The following is a 16965-nucleotide window of genomic DNA, read 5'->3' as shown; positions in this document are numbered from 1 at the left end:
TCGCGCCGTGCATCCGCGCGCCCGCGCCCGCGCCCTCGCGGTCGCCTGCGCCGCCGCGCTCGCGCCGGCGCGCGCGCTCGCCGGCCCGCCGTACACCACCGACGACCCGGAGCCGGTGCCGTTCCGCCACTGGGAGGTCTACCTCGCGACCGCCGACCAGTGGTCGCACGCGGACGGCTGGGGCGGCACCGCCCCGCACGTCGAGGTGAACCACGGCGCGCTCCCCGACCTGCAGCTCCACCTGGTCGCGCCGCTCGCCTGGGTGCGCCCGCCCGGCGGCCCGGCCCGCGCCGGCTACGGCGACACCGAGCTCGGCGCCAAGTGGCGCGTCGTGCACGAGGGCGAGCGCCGGCCGCAGGTGGGCGTGTTCCCGCTGGTGGAGCTGCCCACCGGCGACGACCGCCGCGGCCTGGGCGCCGGCCACGCGCAGGTGTTCCTGCCGGTGTGGCTGCAGAAGAGCCTGGGCGAGTGGACGACCTACGGCGGCGGCGGGTACTGGGTGAGCCCCGGCGCGGGGAACCGGAGCTGGTGGCTCCTCGGATGGCAGGCGCAGCGCCGGGTGGCGGAGGGCGTCGCGCTCGGCGCCGAGGTGTTCCACGCGACCGCGCGCGAGCCGGGCGGGAGCGGCGACACGCGCTTCAACGTCGGCGCGGTCCTCGACTTTGGCGAGCTGCACCACGTGCTCGCCTCGGCGGGCCGCGCGCTCGGCTCCCGCGCCGCGCAGGCCTACCTCGCGTACCAGCTCACCTTCGGCCCCGCCGGCGGGCCGGAGGCGCGCGCCGCCTCCGGCGCGACGCGCTGAGCGGGCCGGCGCCGGATCACCCGCGGCGCGGGCAGAGGGTGGCGAGGAACGACTGGGCGATGTCCATGGCGTGCCCGGCGTCGCGTGCCTCCGGGCCCCAGGGATTCGCACAGCGGCGGCTGCCCCCGGCGTCCTGCACGTAGACCTTGCGACCGTCGATCCACACCCGGTGGCTGTCGCCTCGCGGGCACCTCGCCCTGGCGAGCTCCTCGAGCGCCATGTGCGCCTCCGTGTCGTTCAGGCTCGTTCGCGGTGGGGGTCGTCTCGCGAGCCGTCCAGCCCGGCCCAGGCCTCGGCGACGAGCCCGCGGAACCGCTCGAAGGCAGCGAACACCTCCGCGTCGGCGGGGCGCTTCGACTCGAGCCGGCCGGGCAGCTCGGCCAGCCACGCGTCGCGTCGCTCGACCAGCCGCCGGAGCAGCGCATCGCGTTCCTCGGCGCCGAGCGTCTCGAGCGGCTGCCGGCCGGTCCTGGCGACGAACTCGAGCCAGCCGAGCCACGGCTCGAGAAAGCCCCAGCGCAGGTGCTCGCGCAGCGACGGGTCTGCCTCGGCCAGGCGTGCCACGCTGGGCGACCACTCGTAGTAGCGGCTCCAGAAGACGTGGAAGAAGTCGCGCGCGACCGGATCCGCCGTGATGGACCGATCGCGTGCACCGCGCGCCGCGATCTCGGGCGCGTCGGCGCCCACGCACGCGGTCGCGATGATGCAGGCGGACGACCCGGCGGCCCCTTCGCGCTTCCCGATGCGCGCGACGCGCGCGTCGTCGTACTCCGCGATCTGCGCGAGCAGCTGCCGCGCCGCGAGCCGCTTCGTCGAGTTGTCGGAGTGCTCCAGGAAGGCCTGCAGGTCCGCCGCGGCCGCCCTCCGATTCTTGAGCCGCCACCGCAGCTCGCCGATGCTCGCGAGGTGTCTGGCGCCGGATGTTCCCTCGAGGTGCGCGACCTGCTCGTACGCGTCGAGGGCGGCCCTGAAGTCCGCCTCGGTGTCGGAGGAGGCGAAGGGGGATGGGACGCGCTCGCACGCCTCCTCGAAGTACCGCTCCAGCTCGTGGACCTGCGCGGCGAAGTTGTAGTGGTAGATGGCCTTGGATTGCAGCGCCTCCGCCCACACGTCCGCGTGCGTGCGCTCCGGATCCAGCGCCTGGAGCTCCGCGAGCAACGCCTCGAGCGCGGGCAGGACGCGCTTGCGGCCCTCATCCCGGTAGAAGAACGTGTACACGCCCGCGCTGTCGGCCGCGCCGTCGCTGTGCCGCTTCATGAACGCATAGGCCTCGTCGTGGAGCGCGCCGATCGCAGCGTCGATGCGCCCGATGCCGACGGCGAGATCCTCCAGCGCCTTTCGCGAGTCCATGGTCTCCCCCGGCAGACGGTGGCGAGCTAGACGCCGGGCTCGACGTCCAGCTCGACGATCCACCCGCGGCTGACCGCGAGCTTCCGCGGCGGCCAGACCAGCACGAAGTACGGCGCCACGAGCAGGACGAGGAACAGCATCTCGGGGACGAAGCCGTTCACCGAGCGCGCGACCCACCGGCCGATCGGCGTCCCGTACACCACCGCGACGGCGGCTGCCCATCCTGCGAACAGCAGCACGGGTCCCCACTGATGCTGGGCGAGGCCGACGGCTCCGCCCACCACGGCGCCCCAGAGCGCGGCGAGCCCGGCGATGATGCCGAGCCCGCCCGCGCGCAGCTGGTAGTACTCCAAGGTCTTCATCGGGCACGTTCCTTTCCCGTCCTGCCGCCCGGAGGCGCAGGCTGGACGACGCATCGCTGGGGACACCCCCCGGCGCGCCCACGGAACCGATTGGCAGCGCAGCCGGAACCGACGTTCATCCGAATACGGCCCCCGGCGGGTTGTCAACGGTGTGTAGATATACGGACAGTGAATCGCGTCCAGGGGCGCGAGGCGCAAGGGGATTGAGAGGGCCGCGGAGCGCGGGGCTCGCCTCCGCCGCCGACGTGGACTTCGCCCTTCGGGTGAGGGAGTCCCGCGGCGCGCGGGCGAGGTCCACACACGTACCGTGCGGATTTCGCACCCATCGTGCTGGCCGGCGGCCGCTACCGCGCGGCGCGCTTCCGCCGCTCCAGCACCCCCAGCGCCGCCGCCTGCCGGCGCAGCAGCTCCACCAGCGCGGCCGCGGCCGGCGAGAGCGGGCCGCCGCGCCGGCGCCGCACCAGCGCCGTGTCCCGGTGGAGGCGCGGGAGCTCGCGCACCGCGACCTCCGCCAGGGCGCCGCGCGCCAGGTCCTCGGCGACGTAGGTCCGCACGAAGAACCCGACCCCCGCGCCCTCCAGCGCGAGCGCGCGGGCCGTCTCCATGGGGAGCTCCACCGGCGTCCCGGCCTGCTCGGCGAGGCGGGTCAGGAGCGGGTGGTGCGCCTGCCACCACCGCAACCGGAACATGGGCCGGCCCAGCTCGACCAGCTCGCCGGCCGTGAGGGCCGGGCGCGTGGTGATGGGGTGGCCGGGGCGCGCCACCAGCACCACCGGCTCGTGGAACCGCAGCACGTCCTGCAGCTCGGCGCCGACCGGATCCGTGCAGGGCCACGTCACGATCCCGAGGTCGACGAGGCCGTCGAGCAGCAGCCCCACGATGCGTTCGTGGTCGCCGGCCCGCACCAGGCAGTCGACCTCGGGGTGGGCGCGCACGAACGCGCCGAGCGCCGGGCCCACCAGGCCGCCCGCGACCGAGCCGAGCGTGCCGAGCCGGACGCGGCCGCGCTGGCCGACCTGCGCGAGCCGCGACGCCTCCAGCCCCTCGGCCAGGACCTCCAGCGCGCGCCGCGCGTACGGCAGCAGGCTCTCGCCCAGCGCGGTGAGCGCCACCCGGCGGCCGCGCGTGAACAGCGCGCCGCCCACCTGCTCCTCCAGCGCGCGGATGCGCGCGCTCACCGCCGGCTGGCCGAGGCCGAGCGCGATCGCGGCGCGGGTGAAGCTCCCCTCCCGCGCCACCTGGTCGAACGCCGCGAGCTGCTCCCGGTCCATGCAGCCTCCATCGAGGTCGTCGATGCGAACTATACGGTTCATCGGCTGTGTCAATCGAGCGGCACGGCTATGTTGAGCGGCGTCCGGGGCCTCGACGCGCCCCGCGGAGGACGCCATGAGGACCATCCGGATGGCCACGCCCGACGACGCCGGCGACGTCGCGGAGATCTACGGCGCGGTGGTGACGGGGACGCCCATCTCGTTCGAGCTGGAGCCGCCCGGCCCCGAGGAGCTGGCGCGGCGGATGGAGGCGGTGCTCGCGCTCGCGCCGTGGCTGGTCTGCGAGGACGGGGGGCGGGTGGACGGGTACGTCTACGCCTCGCGCCACCACGAGCGCGCCGCGTACCGGTGGAGCGTGGACGTGACGGTGTACGTGCGCGAGGGCCGGCGCCGCGGCGGCATCGGGCGCGCGCTCTACACGGCGCTCCTCGAGCTGCTCCGCGCGCAGGGCTTCCACGCCGCCCACGCCGGGATCACGCTGCCGAACGCCGGGAGCGTGGGCCTGCACGAGGCGCTCGGCTTCCGCCCGATCGGCGTGTACCCGCGCGTCGGCTGGAAGATGGGCGCCTGGCACGACGTCGGGTACTGGCAGCTCGAGCTGCGCGAGCGGACCGGCTCGCCCGGGCCGATCCTGCCGGTCGAGGCGCTCCGCCGGTCGGCCGCGTGGGACCGCGCCCTGGCCGCCGGCGAGGCCCTGCTCGCGCGGTAGCCGCCCGCCGGCCGCTCCGACCCTTCCCCACGCCGCGGCGCCCCGGGTGTATGGATGGCCGGAACGGCGCCGCGCGCGGAGCGCGGCGGGCGCGCGGAGGAGCGATGGCGGACACGGCGGCGCGGCAGGGCGGCACGGTGGTGGTGGTGAACGCGGAGCAGATGGGCCGCGGGGACGACGGGCTCGGGGCGAAGCTGCTCGCGAACTACCTGCGCACGCTCGCGTCCCTCGAGCCGAAGCCCGAGGCGATCGTGTTCTACAACGGCGCCGTGCGGCTGCTCGGCCCCGGCTCGGCGCACCTGGAGGCGCTGCGCCAGCTCGACGACGCCGGCGTGGACCTGCTCGCGTGCATCACCTGCCTCGAGTTCTTCCAGCTCACCGGCAAGCTCGAGGTCGGCCACGTCAGCAACATGCGCGAGATCGCGCAGCGCACGCTGGCCGCGGCGAAGGTGATCACCCTCTGACGGAGGAGGCGTCCATGGCGCTCGCGACGCGCAGGCTGGGCAGCCAGGGGCTCGAGGTCTCGGCGCTCGGCCTCGGCTGCATGGGGATGAGCCAGTCGTACGGCGAGGCCGACGAGGCCGAGTCGATCGCCACGCTGCACCGGGCGCTCGAGCTGGGCGTCACCTTCCTCGACACCGCCGAGGTGTACGGGCCCTTCCACAACGAGGAGCTGCTCGGCCGCGCGCTGGCCGGGAAGCGCGACCGGGCGGTCGTCGCCACCAAGTTCGGCTTCGACCTCGCCGGGGGCGCGCGCAGGGGCGGCCTCGACAGCCGTCCCGAGCACGTGCGAGCGGCGGTGGAGGGCTCGCTCCGGCGGCTGCGCACCGACCGGATCGACCTCCTCTACCAGCACCGGGTCGATCCCGCGGTGCCGATCGAGGACGTGGTCGGGGCCATGTCGCGCCTGGTGGACGAGGGCAAGGTGCGGTACCTCGGCCTCTCCGAGGCGGGGGCGAGGACCCTCCGCCGCGCGCACGCCGTCCACCCGATCACCGCCCTGCAGAGCGAGTACTCGCTGTGGGAGCGGAACCTGCAGCCGGAGATCCTCCCGCTGCTCCGCGAGCTGGGCATCGGGCTGGTGGCGTTCTCGCCGCTCGGGCGCGGCTTCCTCACCGGCGCGGTGCGCCGGGCCGAGGAGTACCCCGACACCGACTTCCGCCGGCGCGACCCGCGCTTCCAGGGCGCGAACTACGACGCGAACGTGCGCGCCGCCGACGCGGTCCGCGCGCTCGCCGCGCGCAAGGGCGCGACGCCCGGCCAGCTCGCGCTCGCGTGGCTGCTGCACGAGGGCGACGACATCGTGCCCATCCCCGGGACGAAGCGCCGGCGGTACCTCGAGGAGAACGTCGCGGCCGGGGCGATCGCGCTCTCGCCCGCGGAGCGGGCCGAGCTGGACGCGGCGCTCTCGCCGGGCAAGGTGGCCGGCCCGCGCTACGACGAGGACCGGATGCGGACGGTGGACCGCTAGGGCTCTCGCGCCGGGTCCGGCGGGCGCAGCACCTCGTACCCGCCCAGCTCGGACCGGACCCGCCACCGGGCGAGGGCGGCGGTCCGGTCGAAGCCGATCCGCTCGTAGTGCGCGCGCACCGCCGCGACGGCGCCGTCGAGCGCCGCCCGGCTCTCCCACACGGCGAGCGTCAGGACGTCGAAGCGCGACGGTCCGCCGGTCTTGCGGAACACGAGGTGGCCGCGGAAGCCGGGGAGCCCGGCGAGGACCTCGAGGTTGCCGTGCATGGCGGCCTCGAACTCGGCGCGCGCGTCCTCGGGGACCTCGAACGCGTCGATGCGGAACTGCAGGGCGGGATCGTCCTCGAGGGGCGTGGTGAGCAGGGTCATGCCGGGGATCTGCGGCGCGCGGCGGCCCGGCGATTGTACGAATTCATGGCGTTGCGCCCGGGCCGGCGCGCCGCCAAGTATCGGCCGTGCAGGTGCGAACGTTCCCGCCCGGCGCCGCGCTCGCGGACGTCGTCCGCTGCTTCCAGATCGTGGAGGCGCCGGAGGAGGCGACGCGCACGCTCCTCCCCGACCCGGGCGTGGTCGTCGCGTTCCGCTACCGGGGCGCCGCCGTGCGGATCGAGGGCGCGGAGGCGACGCGGATCCCGGACGCCGCGGTCACCGGGCCGCGCGGGACGATCCGGCGCATCCGGACGCTCGCCGGCGGCGGCCTGGTGGTGGCGAAGCTCCGCGAGGACGGCGCCGCCCGGCTCCTCGACGTGCCGGTGCGCGAGCTGTACGGGGCCGTGCTGCCCGCGGACGCGCTCGCGCCGCGCGCCGCCGTGGCTCGCACCGCCGCCCGGATCGCGGAGGCGGCCACCGACGCGGAGCGCGTGGCGAGCCTCGAGGCGTTCCTGCTCGCCCGCAGGGCCGCGCGCGCGCCGGACCGGCTGGTCGCGGCGGCGGTGGAGGCCATCCGCGCGCGGCGCGGCGGCCTGCGGATCGCCGCGCTCGCGCGGCAGCTCGGGCTGGGCCAGGACGCGCTCGAGAAGCGCTTCCGGGCCGTGGTCGGCACCTCGCCCAAGCAGCTCGCCTCGCTGCTGCGCCTGCACCATGCGATCGAGGTCCACCTGGGCGGCGCGCCGCTGTCGAGCGCGCCGTACCAGGCCGGCTACTACGACCAGTCGCACTTCATCCGCGAGTTCCGGGCGGTGACGGGCGAGCCGCCCGGGCGCTACTTCGCCGCCGGCACCCACGGCTGACCGGGCCCGAGGCCGGCCTCGAGCTCGGCCTCGGTGAAGCGCGGCGTGATGTGCTGGGAGCAGTTCCAGTCGAACGCCGCCACCTCCACCACGAAGGCGCGCTCGACCCGCCCCGCGGCGGGCGAGGGCGCGAGCGCCGCGAGGAGCGCCGGGTCCTCCGGCCCGACCAGCCGCGCGTGGCCGAGCAGCTTCAGGCGCGTGCGCGCCGGGTAGTCCATGAAGAACAGCGCCACCCGGTCGTCGTGCCCGACGTTGCCGACGGTGACGTACTGCCGGTTGCCGCGGTAGTCGGCGAACGCGATCGTCCGCGGTCCGAGCACGTGCACGAAGCCCGGCGGGCCGCCGCGGTGCTGCAGGTACGGCCAGCCGGTCTCGCCCACGCTCGCGAGGTAGAAGCTGTCGCGCGCGGCGATGAACCCGGCCTCGTCCGGGCCGAGCGCGTCGTGGTGGTCGGGGCCGCCCTCCATCCGCGCGTAGGCGGCCCGGCTGCCCATCTCCTCCTGCACCGCGCGGACCGCGGGCGTGAAGGCGAGCTCGGCGAATCGGTGTCCCATGGTGACGCTCCGTGAGCGAGGGCCGCCCGGTCCCGCGCCCGGCGCCGCGAGGCGGCCGGGCGGGGACCGGACCGGCCGGATCAGGTCCCCGACGCCTTCGCCCCGACGGCGCGACCGAGGAAGTCGCGGACGAGCCGCGCGATGTGCGGGCCGTGCGTCTCGAGCGCGAAGTGGCCGGTGTCGAGCAGGTGGATCTCGGCGGCCGGGTTGTCGCGCCGGTAGGGCTCCGCGCCGGCCGCCACGAAGATGGCGTCGTTCTTCCCCCAGACCACCAGCGTGGGCGGACGGTGCGCCCGGAAGTAGGCCTGCCACGCCGGGTAGAGCGGGAGGTTGGTGCGGTAGTCGTGGAACAGGTCGAGCTGGATCTCCTGGTTGCCGGGGCGGTCGAGCCGGGACTGGTCCATCGTCCAGGTGTCCGGGCTCACCAGCGACGCGTCGGGCACGCCGTTCGTGTACTGCCAGTGCGTGGCCTTCAGCGAGGTGAGCCAGCGAATCGCCTCGCGGTCCTCGGCGCTCCCCGAGGCCCAGTACGCCTTGATGGGATCCCAGAACTCGCGGATGCCCTCGTGGTAGGCGTTGCCGTTCTGGACCACGAGCGCGGTCACCCGGTCCGGGTGCGCGGTGGCGAGCCGGAAGCCCACCGGCGCGCCGTAGTCCATCACGTAGAGCGCATAGCGGCGGAGGCCGAGCTGCTGGGTGAGCGCGTCCACCACCTCCGCGTAGCGGTCGAACGTGTACGCGAACGCGTCGCGGGCCGGCATGCCGGAGTGGCCGAAGCCGGGGTAGTCGGGGGCGATCACGTGGTAGCGGTCCGCGAGCGCCGGGATGAGGTTGCGGAACATGTGCGAGGACGTCGGGAAGCCGTGCAGCAGGAGCACCGCCGGCGCGCCGGGCCGGCCGGCCTCCCGGTAGAAGACCTCCACGCCGTCCACGGTGGCGGTCCGGTAGCGGACCTGGACGGCGGGCGCCGCCTGGGCCGCGGGCGCGGCGGCGGTGCGGGCCGGCAGCGCGGCCGGGGTGAGCGCCAGCGCGGCGAGCAGCGCCGCGGGGAGGTGCCGCGCCGGGCGGCGGTTCGGGGGGATGCGGATCACGTGGACCTCTCTCGTTCGGTGGGCGGGGGCGGAAGTGCCCCCGGACGCGAGAGAAGGTGGCGCGGGCGGCGCCTCGAAAGAATACGTGGGGCGCGCAACGCATTCTTTCGCGAGGAGGAAGGATGGACCGGGTCCACCAGCTCCAGGTGCTCGTGGCGGTGGCGGAGACGGGCGGGTTCGCCCGGGCGGGCGCGCGGCTCCGCATCTCGCCGCCGGCGGTCACGCGCGCGATCTCGGCGCTCGAGGCGCGGCTCGGCGCGCGCCTGTTCAACCGCACCACGCGCACCGTGCGGCCCACCGAGGCGGGCCTGCGCCTGCTCGAGCGCGCGCGGCGGCTCCTCGCGGACCTCGAGACCGCCGAGCGCGAGGCGGCCGGGGAGCGGGCCGCGCCCACCGGCCACCTCACGCTCACCGCCTCGGTGACGTTCGGCCGCTGGGCGCTCGCTCCGGCGGTGCGCGCGTTCCTGGGCCTGCACCCGGGCGTCACCGCCTCGCTCGTGCTGGTGGACCGGGTCGTGAACCTGGTGGAGGAGGGGGTGGACGTGGCGGTGCGCATCGGCCAGCTCCCGGACTCCGACCTGGTGGCGCGCAGGCTCGGCGAGATCCGGCGGGTGCTGGTGGCGAGCCCGGCGTACCTGCGCACGCGCGGCGCCCCGGCCTCGCCCGCCCGGCTCCGCGAGCACGCCGTGATCGCCTTCACCGGCCTCCAGGCCGGCCGCGAGTGGAGCTTCTCCGAGGGCGGCCGGCGGGTGGGCGTGGCGGTCGTGCCGCGCCTGGTGGTGAACGACGCGCTCGCGGCGCTCGACGCCGCCGAGGCCGGCGAGGGCATCACGGTGGCGCTCTCCTACCTCGTGGCGGAGCGGATCGCCGCCGGCCGGCTCGTCCCCGTGCTGGGCCGCTTCGCCCCGGCGCCCGCGCCCGTCCAGCTCGTCCACCCGCACGCGCGGCTGGTCGCGCCCAAGGTGCGCGCCTTCGTGGACTTCGCCGCGCCGCGGCTCGCGGCGGCGATCGCGGCGCTGCCGCCCATCCCGGAGCGGCCCGCGGGGCCCAGGCGTCCGGCGCGCGCTACTCGCGCATGAGCGGGTTCGACGGCGCCTTCGCGGCGTCGCCGCCCGCGCGACACAGCCGCGCCCAGTGGCGGTCGCCCGGGAAGTGCGAGAGCAGCGCCGCGAACGCGATCGCCCACAGCGGAAGCGCGCGAGGGTCGCGTGTCACCATGAACACCACCACCGCGAACAGCGCGGCGCCCTCGCACATCGCGGTGGCGACGATGAGCCGGGTGAGCGCCAGCCGCTCGCGGGTGAGCGCGGGGCCGGCGGACGGCGCGGCCGGGCGCATCCGGACCGCCCAGAGCCAGGACACCGGCACCTCGACCGCCACCAGCACGGTCAGCACCAGCAGGAGCGGCTGCGCGATCCCGGGGGCGGGCTCGCCGCGGAGCCGCACCGCGAACGCCACCACCAGGAACAGCACCGGCGCCACGGCCAGCACGCCCCAGATCATCACCGCGTTGCGACGCTCCGGCAAACGGTCCATGCGACCTCCCTGGACCAGCAGTGTACCGGATCCCGCCGCGGAGTCCGCGCGCGGTCACCGCGCCATCGCGCGGAGGATGAGCCTGGCGACCGCAGGCGCCTGCTCCTCCAGCAGGAAGTGCCCGCCGTCGAGGAGGTGGATCTCGGCGCGCGGCAGGTCGCGCCGGTAGGCCTCGGCGCCGGCGGCGAGAAAGATCGGATCGCCGCGCCCCCAGACGACCAGCGTCCGGGGCCGGTGCGCGCGGAGATAGGCGTGCCACGCGGCGTAGCGGGCCACGTTCTCGCGATAGTCGAGGAACAGGGCGAGCTGGATCGCCTCGTTGCCCGGCCGGTCGAGGAGCGCCTGATCCAGGACCCACGCATCCGGGTTCAGGGCCTCGGGGGCGCGGGCGCCCGCGGTGTACTGGAAGCGCGTGCCCTCGGGACGGAGGAAGGCCCGGACCCTGGCGGTCGCCTCGGGACCCTGGTCGCTCCAGTACGCCTGGAACGCCTCTCGCGTCAGCGCGCTCAGCCCCTCCTCGTACGCGTTCGCGTTCTGGATCACCAGGCCGCGCACGCGCTCCGGGTGGCGCGCGGCGAGGCGGAAGCCGATCGGGCCGCCGTAGTCCTGCAGGTAGAGCACGTAGCGCTCGAGCCCCAGCTGCTCGAGCAGCGCCTCCATCGTCTCCGCCACGCGATCGAACGTGTAGCGGTACGCGCCGGGCGGCGGCGCGTCGGAGTGGCCGAAGCCGGGGTAGTCCGGGGCCACCACGTGGAAGCGCGTGGCGAGCAGCGGGATGAGGTCGCGGAACATGTGCGACGACGAGGGGAAGCCGTGCAGGAGCACGATGGCCGGTGCGTCGGGCGGGCCGGCCTCGCGGAAGAAGATGCCGACGCCGTCCACGGTCGCCCGGCGGTAGCGGACGGCCAGGGGTGAGCCGGCGGCGACGGCCGGGACGGCGGCGAGGGCGATGGCCAGGGCGCCGGCGGCGAGGGTGGGCTTCGGGCTGGACATGAGGGCTCCGGTGCGTGGCCCGGGAGGCGGGGCCGGTAACGAGAAACAGCGCCTTTGACGCGTTACCGAATCGTAACGTGCAAAACGCTGGTGGACCCGTTACGGATGGGGAGCTGATGGATCCACGCCCGCTGCTCGTCGGCAGCCACCCCGCCGCCGACTTCCTCAACACGACCGTCTCGACGGCGGACGGTCTCGTGGAGCGCCTGGCGGACGGCCGGGCGCTCCTGGACTGGCTCGTGGCGGTCGGCCTGCTGGAGGCGCCCGCCGCCGCCGCCGCGCGCGCGCGCTGGCCCGCGGCCGACCTGGATCGGGTCGCCGCCGAGGCGCGCCGGCTGCGCGAGCGCGCGCGTCGCGTGCTCGAGGACTGGCGCGCCGGGCGGGCGCTGCGCCCCGGGCGGCTCCTGCCGCTCAACGCGCTGCTCGAGCGCGGCAGCGCGCACCGCGCGCTCGCGCTCCGCGGTGGCCGCTGGACGCTCGTGGAGCGCGCCCGCCTGGACGCGCCGGCTCAGCTCCTCGTCCCGGTGGCGCAGGCGCTCGCGGCGCTGCTCGCGGACGAGGAGCCGGAGCGCGTGAGGTCGTGCGCCGGCGCCGGCTGCACGCTCTGGTTCGTCGACCGCACCCGGAGCGGCCGCCGCCGCTTCTGCAGCGCCGAGCTCTGCGGCAACCGCGCGCGCGTGGCCGCCTACCGGCAGCGGCACGGGCGCGGCGGCTGAGCCGCGCGCGTCACCGGTAGCCGGTCACGTCCGCGGGCTTCCCCGGATCCTGCACCTCGACCATGTAGCGCCAGGCGTCGGGCCGGCTCCCGTCCACGTCGGTGAAGCCGTAGACCTTCGCGAGCTGGCCGCTCGAGAGCGACTGGCCGTTCCAGCGCGCCACCTCGGGATCCGCCGCCAGCGCGGCAACCGCCCGGCCCACGAACGCGGGCGTCTCGGAGATGGCGAAGTGCGGCTCCTTCGCCAGGGCGTCGCGCCAGTTCGCCTCGGTGACGCCGAACAGCTCGAGCATCAGCTCCGAGCGCAGCCAGCCCGGGGTGAGCGCCACCGCCGTCGCGCGGTGCGGCGCGAGCTCGTGCCCGAGCGCCCAGGCCATGCGCAGGTTGGCGGCCTTGACGAGGTCGTAGAAGAACGACACCCGGTAGTTCCGCGCGTTGTACTCGGCGGTGCCGTCGGTCACCTCCACCACGAGGCCGCCCGGCGAGCGGATGAGGAGCGGCAGCGCGTGGTGCGCCGTGATGGCGTGCGTGTCCACCGCGAGCCGGAGCGTGTGGAGCCCGTACTCGAGGTCGGACTCCCAGACCGTCCTGTTCCACTCCATCTTCGTGCCGCCGAAGATGTCGTTCACGAGCACGTGGAGCGCGCCCTGCTCGCGGTCGATGCGCTCGACCAGCGCGCGGACCTCTCCCGGCACCAGGTGATCCACGGCGACGGCGACGCCGTGCCCGCCGGCGCGGGTCACGAGCTCGGCCGTCTCTTCGATGGTCTCGGGCCGGTCCATCTCCGAGCGCCGCGCGCGCGTGCTGCGGCCGGTGCAGTACACCGTCGCACCTGCGGCGCCGAGCTCGACCGCGATCCCACGTCCCGCGGCCCGCGTCGCGCCGGCCACGAGGGCGACCTTTCCTTCCAGGGGCTTCGTCATGGTGGGGCTCCTCCGGTTTCGGGCCGGACCATTTACTCACGGCGAACCGCGCCCGCCACGCTTTGCGGCCGCCTCCCCATCGGTGGCATCGTCCCCGGACGCGCCTCGCCCGCGACCCTCGCCGTGCCCCTCCCCGGACGCTTCCCCAAAGAGCCGCGCGTCCACGCTGGACGCCGCGGCGGCGGGCGACGACCGTCATCGCATGGGCGGGGCGCGCACCCTCACGGCGGCAGGCGGGGAGACGTCCTTCCGCGGCGACGATCGCCTCCTGCTCGGCATCATCCTGGGCGTCCTGACCTTCTGGCTGTTCGCGCAGACGACGCTCAACATCGCGCCGGACATGCGCCGCGACCTCGGCACCGGCGAGAGCGTCATGAACATCGCCGTGGCGCTCACCGCGCTGTTCTCCGGCATCTTCATCGTGGTCATGGGCGGCCTCGCCGATCGCGTCGGGCGCGTGAGGATGGTCAGGCTGGGGTTCCTGGCGAGCATCGCCGGTTCGCTGCTGGTTGGCCTCGCGCCGGCCGGCGCGCTGGCCGTGCCGTTCCTCCTGGCGGGCCGCGCGCTGCAGGGGCTCTCGGGCGCGTGCATCATGCCGGCGAGCCTCGCGCTCGTGAAGGCGTACTGGGACGGCGCGGAGCGGCAGCGCGCGATCAGCCTGTGGTCGATCGGCTCCTGGGGCGGCTCGGGGGTGTGCTCCCTGTTCGGCGGGCTCGTGACGCAGAACCTGGGCTGGCGCTACATCTTCTTCGCCTCGGTGCTGGTCGCCGTCATCGGCCTGCTGCTGCTGCGCGGGACGCCGGAGAGCCGCGCCGAGGGCGGCGCGACCGACTACCGGTTCGACCTCGCCGGCGTGCTCGCGTTCATGGTCGCGATGGTGGCCCTGCAGGTGGTGGTCACGCAGGGGAACCAGCTCGGCTGGACCAGCCCGGCGTCGCTCGGCCTCGTCGCGGCGACGCTCCTCTTCGGCGGGCTGTTCCTCCGGATCGAGCGCAGGGCCCGCAGCCCCTTCATCGACTTCGGGCTGTTCCGGAGCTCTACCTACACCGGCGCGACCGTCTCCAACTTCCTGCTGAACGGCGTCGCCGGGACGCTGATCGTGTCGCTGCAGCTGGTGCAGGTCGGCGGCGGCATGACCGCCCAGCGCGCGGGGGTCCTGACGCTGGGCTACGCCGTCGCCATCATCGCGTTCATCCGCGTGGGCGAGAAGCTGCTCCGGCGCTTCGGCGCGCGCCGGCCCATGCTCTGGGGCTGCGCGATCACCGGCGCGTCCATCCTGCTGCTCGCCCCGTCCAACGTGATGCTGGCGCGGTACGAGGTGATGGCCGTGATCGGCTACACCCTGTTCGGCGTCGGGCTGGCGTTCTACGCGACGCCCTCGACCGACGCGGCGCTCTCGAACCTGCCTGCGTCGCAGGCCGGCGCCGGGTCGGGCCTCTACAAGATGGCCTCGTCCCTCGGCGCCGCCTTCGGGGTGGCGATCTCCGCGGCGATCTTCACCGCGCTCCGCGCCGCGCCTCGGAGCGTGAGCTGGCTCGAGGGCGTGATCACGTTCCAGGGGCGGCAGGACAACCTGGCCGTGCGCGAGGCCGCCATCGTCGCGCTGGGCTTCAACGAGCTGATGGTCGTCGTCGCCATCGTCTCCATCGTCCTCACCATCCCGCAGGGCGGGCGGGACCGGGGCGGCTGAGCGCCTCGCCGGCGCGAGGTGCGCGAACGGGCCGGATCCCGGCCAGCACGGACTTCCGGACGCACCCGGTGCCGCTAGCGCGATCCGCCGGCCCCCAGGGATCGGCTCGACGCCTCGCACGGACGGTCCTTGAATCTCGTTGCGACGCCTCGAGACGGGGCTGGCAGGAGCGCATGGCGCCGCAGGGGGAACACCATGGAAACCACGAGCGTCGCGGGCCGGCTGGCCCTGGCGTGCGGAGCGGTGCTGCTCGGAATCGGCGGAGGCGGCGTCGCGCGCGCGACCGAGTGCGGCGACACGGTCACCTCGAGCCTGAAGCTGGAGAAGGACCTGACCTGCGAGACGAGCGGCCTCGTCATCGGCGCCGATGACGTGACGATCGATCTCGCCGGCCACACCATCACCGGCGTCCCGGGGACGCCCGGCGACCCCGCGTGGTCGGGGGTGAAGACCGACCACCTGCTGACCCTGCGGAACGTCCGCGTGATGAACGGCACCATCGTCGGCTTCCGGTACGGCGTCGCGATCCGCCACGGCACGGCCGGAGCGGTGATCCAGAACCTCGCCTTCGCCGACCAGATCGACATGAGCGTGTTCGTGCGCGACAGCAGCGGCGTGCGGATCACCAACGTGAAGGTGACGGACTGGGGCCCATCGCGATCCGGTACGGCACCGACGTCCGCATCTCGATGGCCGCGATCTCCCTCGCGAGCCGCAGCCCGGCGATCGTCGCCCGGGACAGCGCCGGCGTGTCGATCCGGACGCTGGCGGCGTCCGGCCCCGTCCCGGACTACTTCGGCGGCGTCGCACCGGAGAGCGGCATCCTCCTCGAGCGCGTGACGAACGCCGACGTGCAGGGCGTGTACGTCCGCGGCTTCAAGGACGGCGTGGGCTTCGCGTGCGGGAGCTGTGCCCCGGGCGACGTGCCGAACTCGGGGAGCGTGAGGGACAGCGTGTTCACCGACGACCAGGCCGGCGTCAACGTCGAGTACGCCGCGAACGTCACCGTCGCCGGCAACCACGTCACGCGCGCCGGGCGCTGGCACCCGGACTACTGGTTCGTCGGCGGCGGGATCACGGCCGCCTGGTGCACCGGCCTCGCGGTCGTGGACAACGCGGTGAGCGAGAGCATCCAGGGGCTCGGCTTCATCGACGTCACGGGCTCGAGGATCGAGGGGAACAAGGTCCTCGACAACGTGCTCTCCGGCATCGGGCTCAACATCCAGGTGGGCGGGTCGTTCGGGAACACCGTCGCGTCGAACATCGTGCTCGGGACGACCGCGGGCTACGACATCTGGGCCCTGAGCGGACCGAACACCTGGAAGGGCAACCTGTGCCGGACCGCGTACGGCGACGGCGTCTCCTGCGCGATCGTGGTGCCCTGAACGCCGGCACCGGTCGCGCGACGGCGCCGGCGTCGCAGCTCGAAAATCGGGGCGTGCACCCGATCGCGCTGGAGAGGTCCCTCGGCCAGGACTCATCCTGGCGCGATGCGGGTGCACGCACCATGAACAAGGGCCGCCTCGAGGCGTTCAGCGACGGCGTCCTCGCGATCATCATCACCATCATGGTGCTCGAGCTGAAGGTGCCGCCCGGCGACACGCTCGAGGCGCTCGCCGCGATGCGCTCGACGTTCCTCGGCTACGTGCTGAGCTTCGTGTACGTCGGCATCTACTGGAACAACCACCACCACCTGCTGCACACCGTCCACGGCGTGACGGGCGGCATCATGTGGGCGAACCTCCACCTGCTGTTCTGGCTGTCGCTCATCCCCGCCGTCACCGCCTGGGCCGACCACTACCCGGCGTCGCCCTGGCCGACGGCCCTCTACGGCGTCGTCCTGCTCGCGTCGGCGCTGGCGTGGCTCGTCCTGCAGCGCGCCATCATCCGCGCCGGCGGCTCGCTCCGGCGGATGATCGGCGCGGACCTGAAGGGCAAGCTGTCGCCGATCCTCTACCTGACCGCGATCGCGCTCTCGTTCGTCCGCACCTGGGCCGCCGACGCCGTCTACGCGCTCGTCGCCGCGCTCTGGTTCATCCCCGACCGCCGGATCGAGCGGAGGTCCGGGGCGGGCGAGTGAGCGGCGGGCGGCGGCGGAACGACCTCCTCGCCGATCGCGCAACGAACGGCGGAGCGCCCGGGCGAACTGCCCGAACGGCGCGGCCTTTCACGCGGGCCGGGCGCGCGGGGCGGGGCTGCGCCCGGGGCGGGGCACGTAACGAACTCGCGACAGGCGCACACCGGAGCGCGGCTCGACGCCAAAGGAGAAG

Annotated in this window: 21 protein-coding genes; 11 read left to right on the top strand and 10 right to left on the bottom strand. The window is 74.8% G+C overall.

From position 1 onward, the window contains the following. The first annotated feature begins 7 nt into the window (after positions 1–7). Positions 8–802 carry a hypothetical protein gene (locus ACOQFB_RS18505; RefSeq protein WP_059436189.1) on the top strand — a complete coding sequence of 265 codons (795 nt, stop codon included), beginning with the start codon at positions 8–10 and terminating at the stop codon, positions 800–802. Positions 803–818: 16 nt separating this feature from the next. Here the strand turns inward: ACOQFB_RS18505 and ACOQFB_RS18500 are convergent, their stop codons facing one another. The 4 genes from ACOQFB_RS18500 to ACOQFB_RS18485 form a co-directional block, all read right to left on the bottom strand. Next, entirely contained in the window at positions 819–1022 is a 204-nt protein-coding gene (locus ACOQFB_RS18500; RefSeq protein ID WP_059436188.1) for a hypothetical protein, read from the bottom strand. A 17-nt stretch (positions 1023–1039) separates the two neighbouring features. Then, entirely contained in the window at positions 1040–2152 is a 1113-nt protein-coding gene (locus ACOQFB_RS18495) for a hypothetical protein (protein ID WP_494492310.1), read from the bottom strand. A 26-nt stretch (positions 2153–2178) separates the two neighbouring features. Beyond that, a complete protein-coding gene (locus tag ACOQFB_RS18490) occupies positions 2179–2514 on the bottom strand; it encodes a hypothetical protein (RefSeq protein WP_059436186.1) in 336 nt (111 codons plus the stop codon). 344 nt (positions 2515–2858) lie between these two features. Continuing rightward, on the bottom strand, positions 2859–3827 hold the full coding sequence (locus tag ACOQFB_RS18485) for a LysR family transcriptional regulator (protein ID WP_237757799.1): 969 nt from the start codon (positions 3825–3827) through the stop codon (positions 2859–2861). 73 nt (positions 3828–3900) lie between these two features. On the opposite strand from ACOQFB_RS18485, the gene ACOQFB_RS18480 reads away from it, so the two are divergent. The 3 genes from ACOQFB_RS18480 (at position 3901) to ACOQFB_RS18470 (ending at position 5965) form a co-directional block, all read left to right on the top strand. Further along, a complete protein-coding gene (locus ACOQFB_RS18480) occupies positions 3901–4494 on the top strand; it encodes an arsinothricin resistance N-acetyltransferase ArsN1 family B (RefSeq protein WP_059436184.1) in 594 nt (197 codons plus the stop codon). A 104-nt stretch (positions 4495–4598) separates the two neighbouring features. Next, entirely contained in the window at positions 4599–4958 is a 360-nt protein-coding gene (yedF, locus tag ACOQFB_RS18475; RefSeq protein WP_059436183.1) for a sulfurtransferase-like selenium metabolism protein YedF, read from the top strand. A 14-nt stretch (positions 4959–4972) separates the two neighbouring features. Next, positions 4973–5965: an aldo/keto reductase gene (locus ACOQFB_RS18470; RefSeq protein ID WP_059436182.1), complete on the top strand. Its 993-nt coding sequence runs from the start codon at positions 4973–4975 to the stop codon at positions 5963–5965. On the opposite strand, the gene ACOQFB_RS18465 is transcribed toward ACOQFB_RS18470, so the two are convergent. Next, complete coding sequence (locus ACOQFB_RS18465; protein ID WP_059436181.1) at positions 5962–6333, bottom strand: antibiotic biosynthesis monooxygenase family protein; 372 nt, start codon at positions 6331–6333, stop codon at positions 5962–5964. The genes ACOQFB_RS18470 and ACOQFB_RS18465 overlap by 4 nt on opposite strands. A gap of 86 nt (positions 6334–6419) precedes the next feature. On the opposite strand from ACOQFB_RS18465, the gene ACOQFB_RS18460 reads away from it, so the two are divergent. Further along, positions 6420–7193 (top strand): AraC family transcriptional regulator, encoded by a 774-nt coding sequence (locus tag ACOQFB_RS18460; RefSeq protein WP_059436180.1) that lies wholly within the window; start codon positions 6420–6422, stop codon positions 7191–7193. On the opposite strand, the gene ACOQFB_RS18455 is transcribed toward ACOQFB_RS18460, so the two are convergent. Next, the gene (locus ACOQFB_RS18455; protein WP_059436179.1) at positions 7166–7747 is read right to left on the bottom strand and encodes a pyridoxamine 5'-phosphate oxidase family protein; all 582 of its coding nucleotides are present in this window, start codon (positions 7745–7747) and stop codon (positions 7166–7168) included. The two genes, ACOQFB_RS18460 and ACOQFB_RS18455, sit on opposite strands and share 28 nt — an antisense overlap. An 80-nt stretch (positions 7748–7827) precedes the next feature. Continuing rightward, positions 7828–8838: an alpha/beta fold hydrolase gene (locus ACOQFB_RS18450; protein WP_059436178.1), complete on the bottom strand. Its 1011-nt coding sequence runs from the start codon at positions 8836–8838 to the stop codon at positions 7828–7830. A 122-nt stretch (positions 8839–8960) separates the two neighbouring features. Here ACOQFB_RS18450 and ACOQFB_RS18445 point away from each other — a divergent pair, with 122 nt between their 5' ends. Continuing rightward, positions 8961–9917 (top strand): LysR family transcriptional regulator, encoded by a 957-nt coding sequence (locus tag ACOQFB_RS18445; RefSeq protein WP_059436177.1) that lies wholly within the window; start codon positions 8961–8963, stop codon positions 9915–9917. Here ACOQFB_RS18445 and ACOQFB_RS18440 read toward each other — a convergent pair. Next, positions 9904–10374, bottom strand: coding sequence for a hypothetical protein (locus ACOQFB_RS18440; RefSeq protein ID WP_059436176.1), 471 nt, complete (start codon positions 10372–10374; stop codon positions 9904–9906). The genes ACOQFB_RS18445 and ACOQFB_RS18440 overlap by 14 nt on opposite strands. A gap of 54 nt (positions 10375–10428) precedes the next feature. Further along, the gene (locus tag ACOQFB_RS18435) at positions 10429–11367 is read right to left on the bottom strand and encodes an alpha/beta fold hydrolase (protein ID WP_421609043.1); all 939 of its coding nucleotides are present in this window, start codon (positions 11365–11367) and stop codon (positions 10429–10431) included. Positions 11368–11483: 116 nt separating this feature from the next. On the opposite strand from ACOQFB_RS18435, the gene ACOQFB_RS18430 reads away from it, so the two are divergent. Continuing rightward, positions 11484–12083, top strand: a complete 600-nt coding sequence (locus ACOQFB_RS18430) for a CGNR zinc finger domain-containing protein (RefSeq protein WP_421609042.1) — start codon at positions 11484–11486, stop codon at positions 12081–12083. A gap of 10 nt (positions 12084–12093) precedes the next feature. Here ACOQFB_RS18430 and ACOQFB_RS18425 read toward each other — a convergent pair whose 3' ends face one another. After that, positions 12094–13005 carry an SDR family oxidoreductase gene (locus tag ACOQFB_RS18425; protein WP_421609041.1) on the bottom strand — a complete coding sequence of 304 codons (912 nt, stop codon included), beginning with the start codon at positions 13003–13005 and terminating at the stop codon, positions 12094–12096. Between the two features lie 202 nt (positions 13006–13207). On the opposite strand from ACOQFB_RS18425, the gene ACOQFB_RS18420 reads away from it, so the two are divergent. From ACOQFB_RS18420 to ACOQFB_RS18405, 4 genes are all read left to right on the top strand, one after another. Then, entirely contained in the window at positions 13208–14695 is a 1488-nt protein-coding gene (locus ACOQFB_RS18420) for an MFS transporter (protein ID WP_059436172.1), read from the top strand. Positions 14696–14890: 195 nt separating this feature from the next. Further along, on the top strand, positions 14891–15535 hold the full coding sequence (locus tag ACOQFB_RS18415) for a hypothetical protein (RefSeq protein WP_494492309.1): 645 nt from the start codon (positions 14891–14893) through the stop codon (positions 15533–15535). Continuing rightward, a complete protein-coding gene (locus tag ACOQFB_RS18410) occupies positions 15532–16080 on the top strand; it encodes a right-handed parallel beta-helix repeat-containing protein (RefSeq protein WP_494492308.1) in 549 nt (182 codons plus the stop codon). The genes ACOQFB_RS18415 and ACOQFB_RS18410 overlap by 4 nt, the downstream gene beginning before the upstream one ends. Before the next feature lie 122 nt (positions 16081–16202). Beyond that, the gene (locus ACOQFB_RS18405; RefSeq protein WP_059436170.1) at positions 16203–16775 is read left to right on the top strand and encodes a TMEM175 family protein; all 573 of its coding nucleotides are present in this window, start codon (positions 16203–16205) and stop codon (positions 16773–16775) included. Positions 16776–16965: the final 190 nt, after the last annotated feature.

This window comes from Anaeromyxobacter sp. Red801 (assembly GCF_049201065.2).
Classification (GTDB): Bacteria; Myxococcota; Myxococcia; order Myxococcales; family Anaeromyxobacteraceae; genus Anaeromyxobacter.
This window is presented reverse-complemented; position numbering and strand designations above follow the sequence as displayed.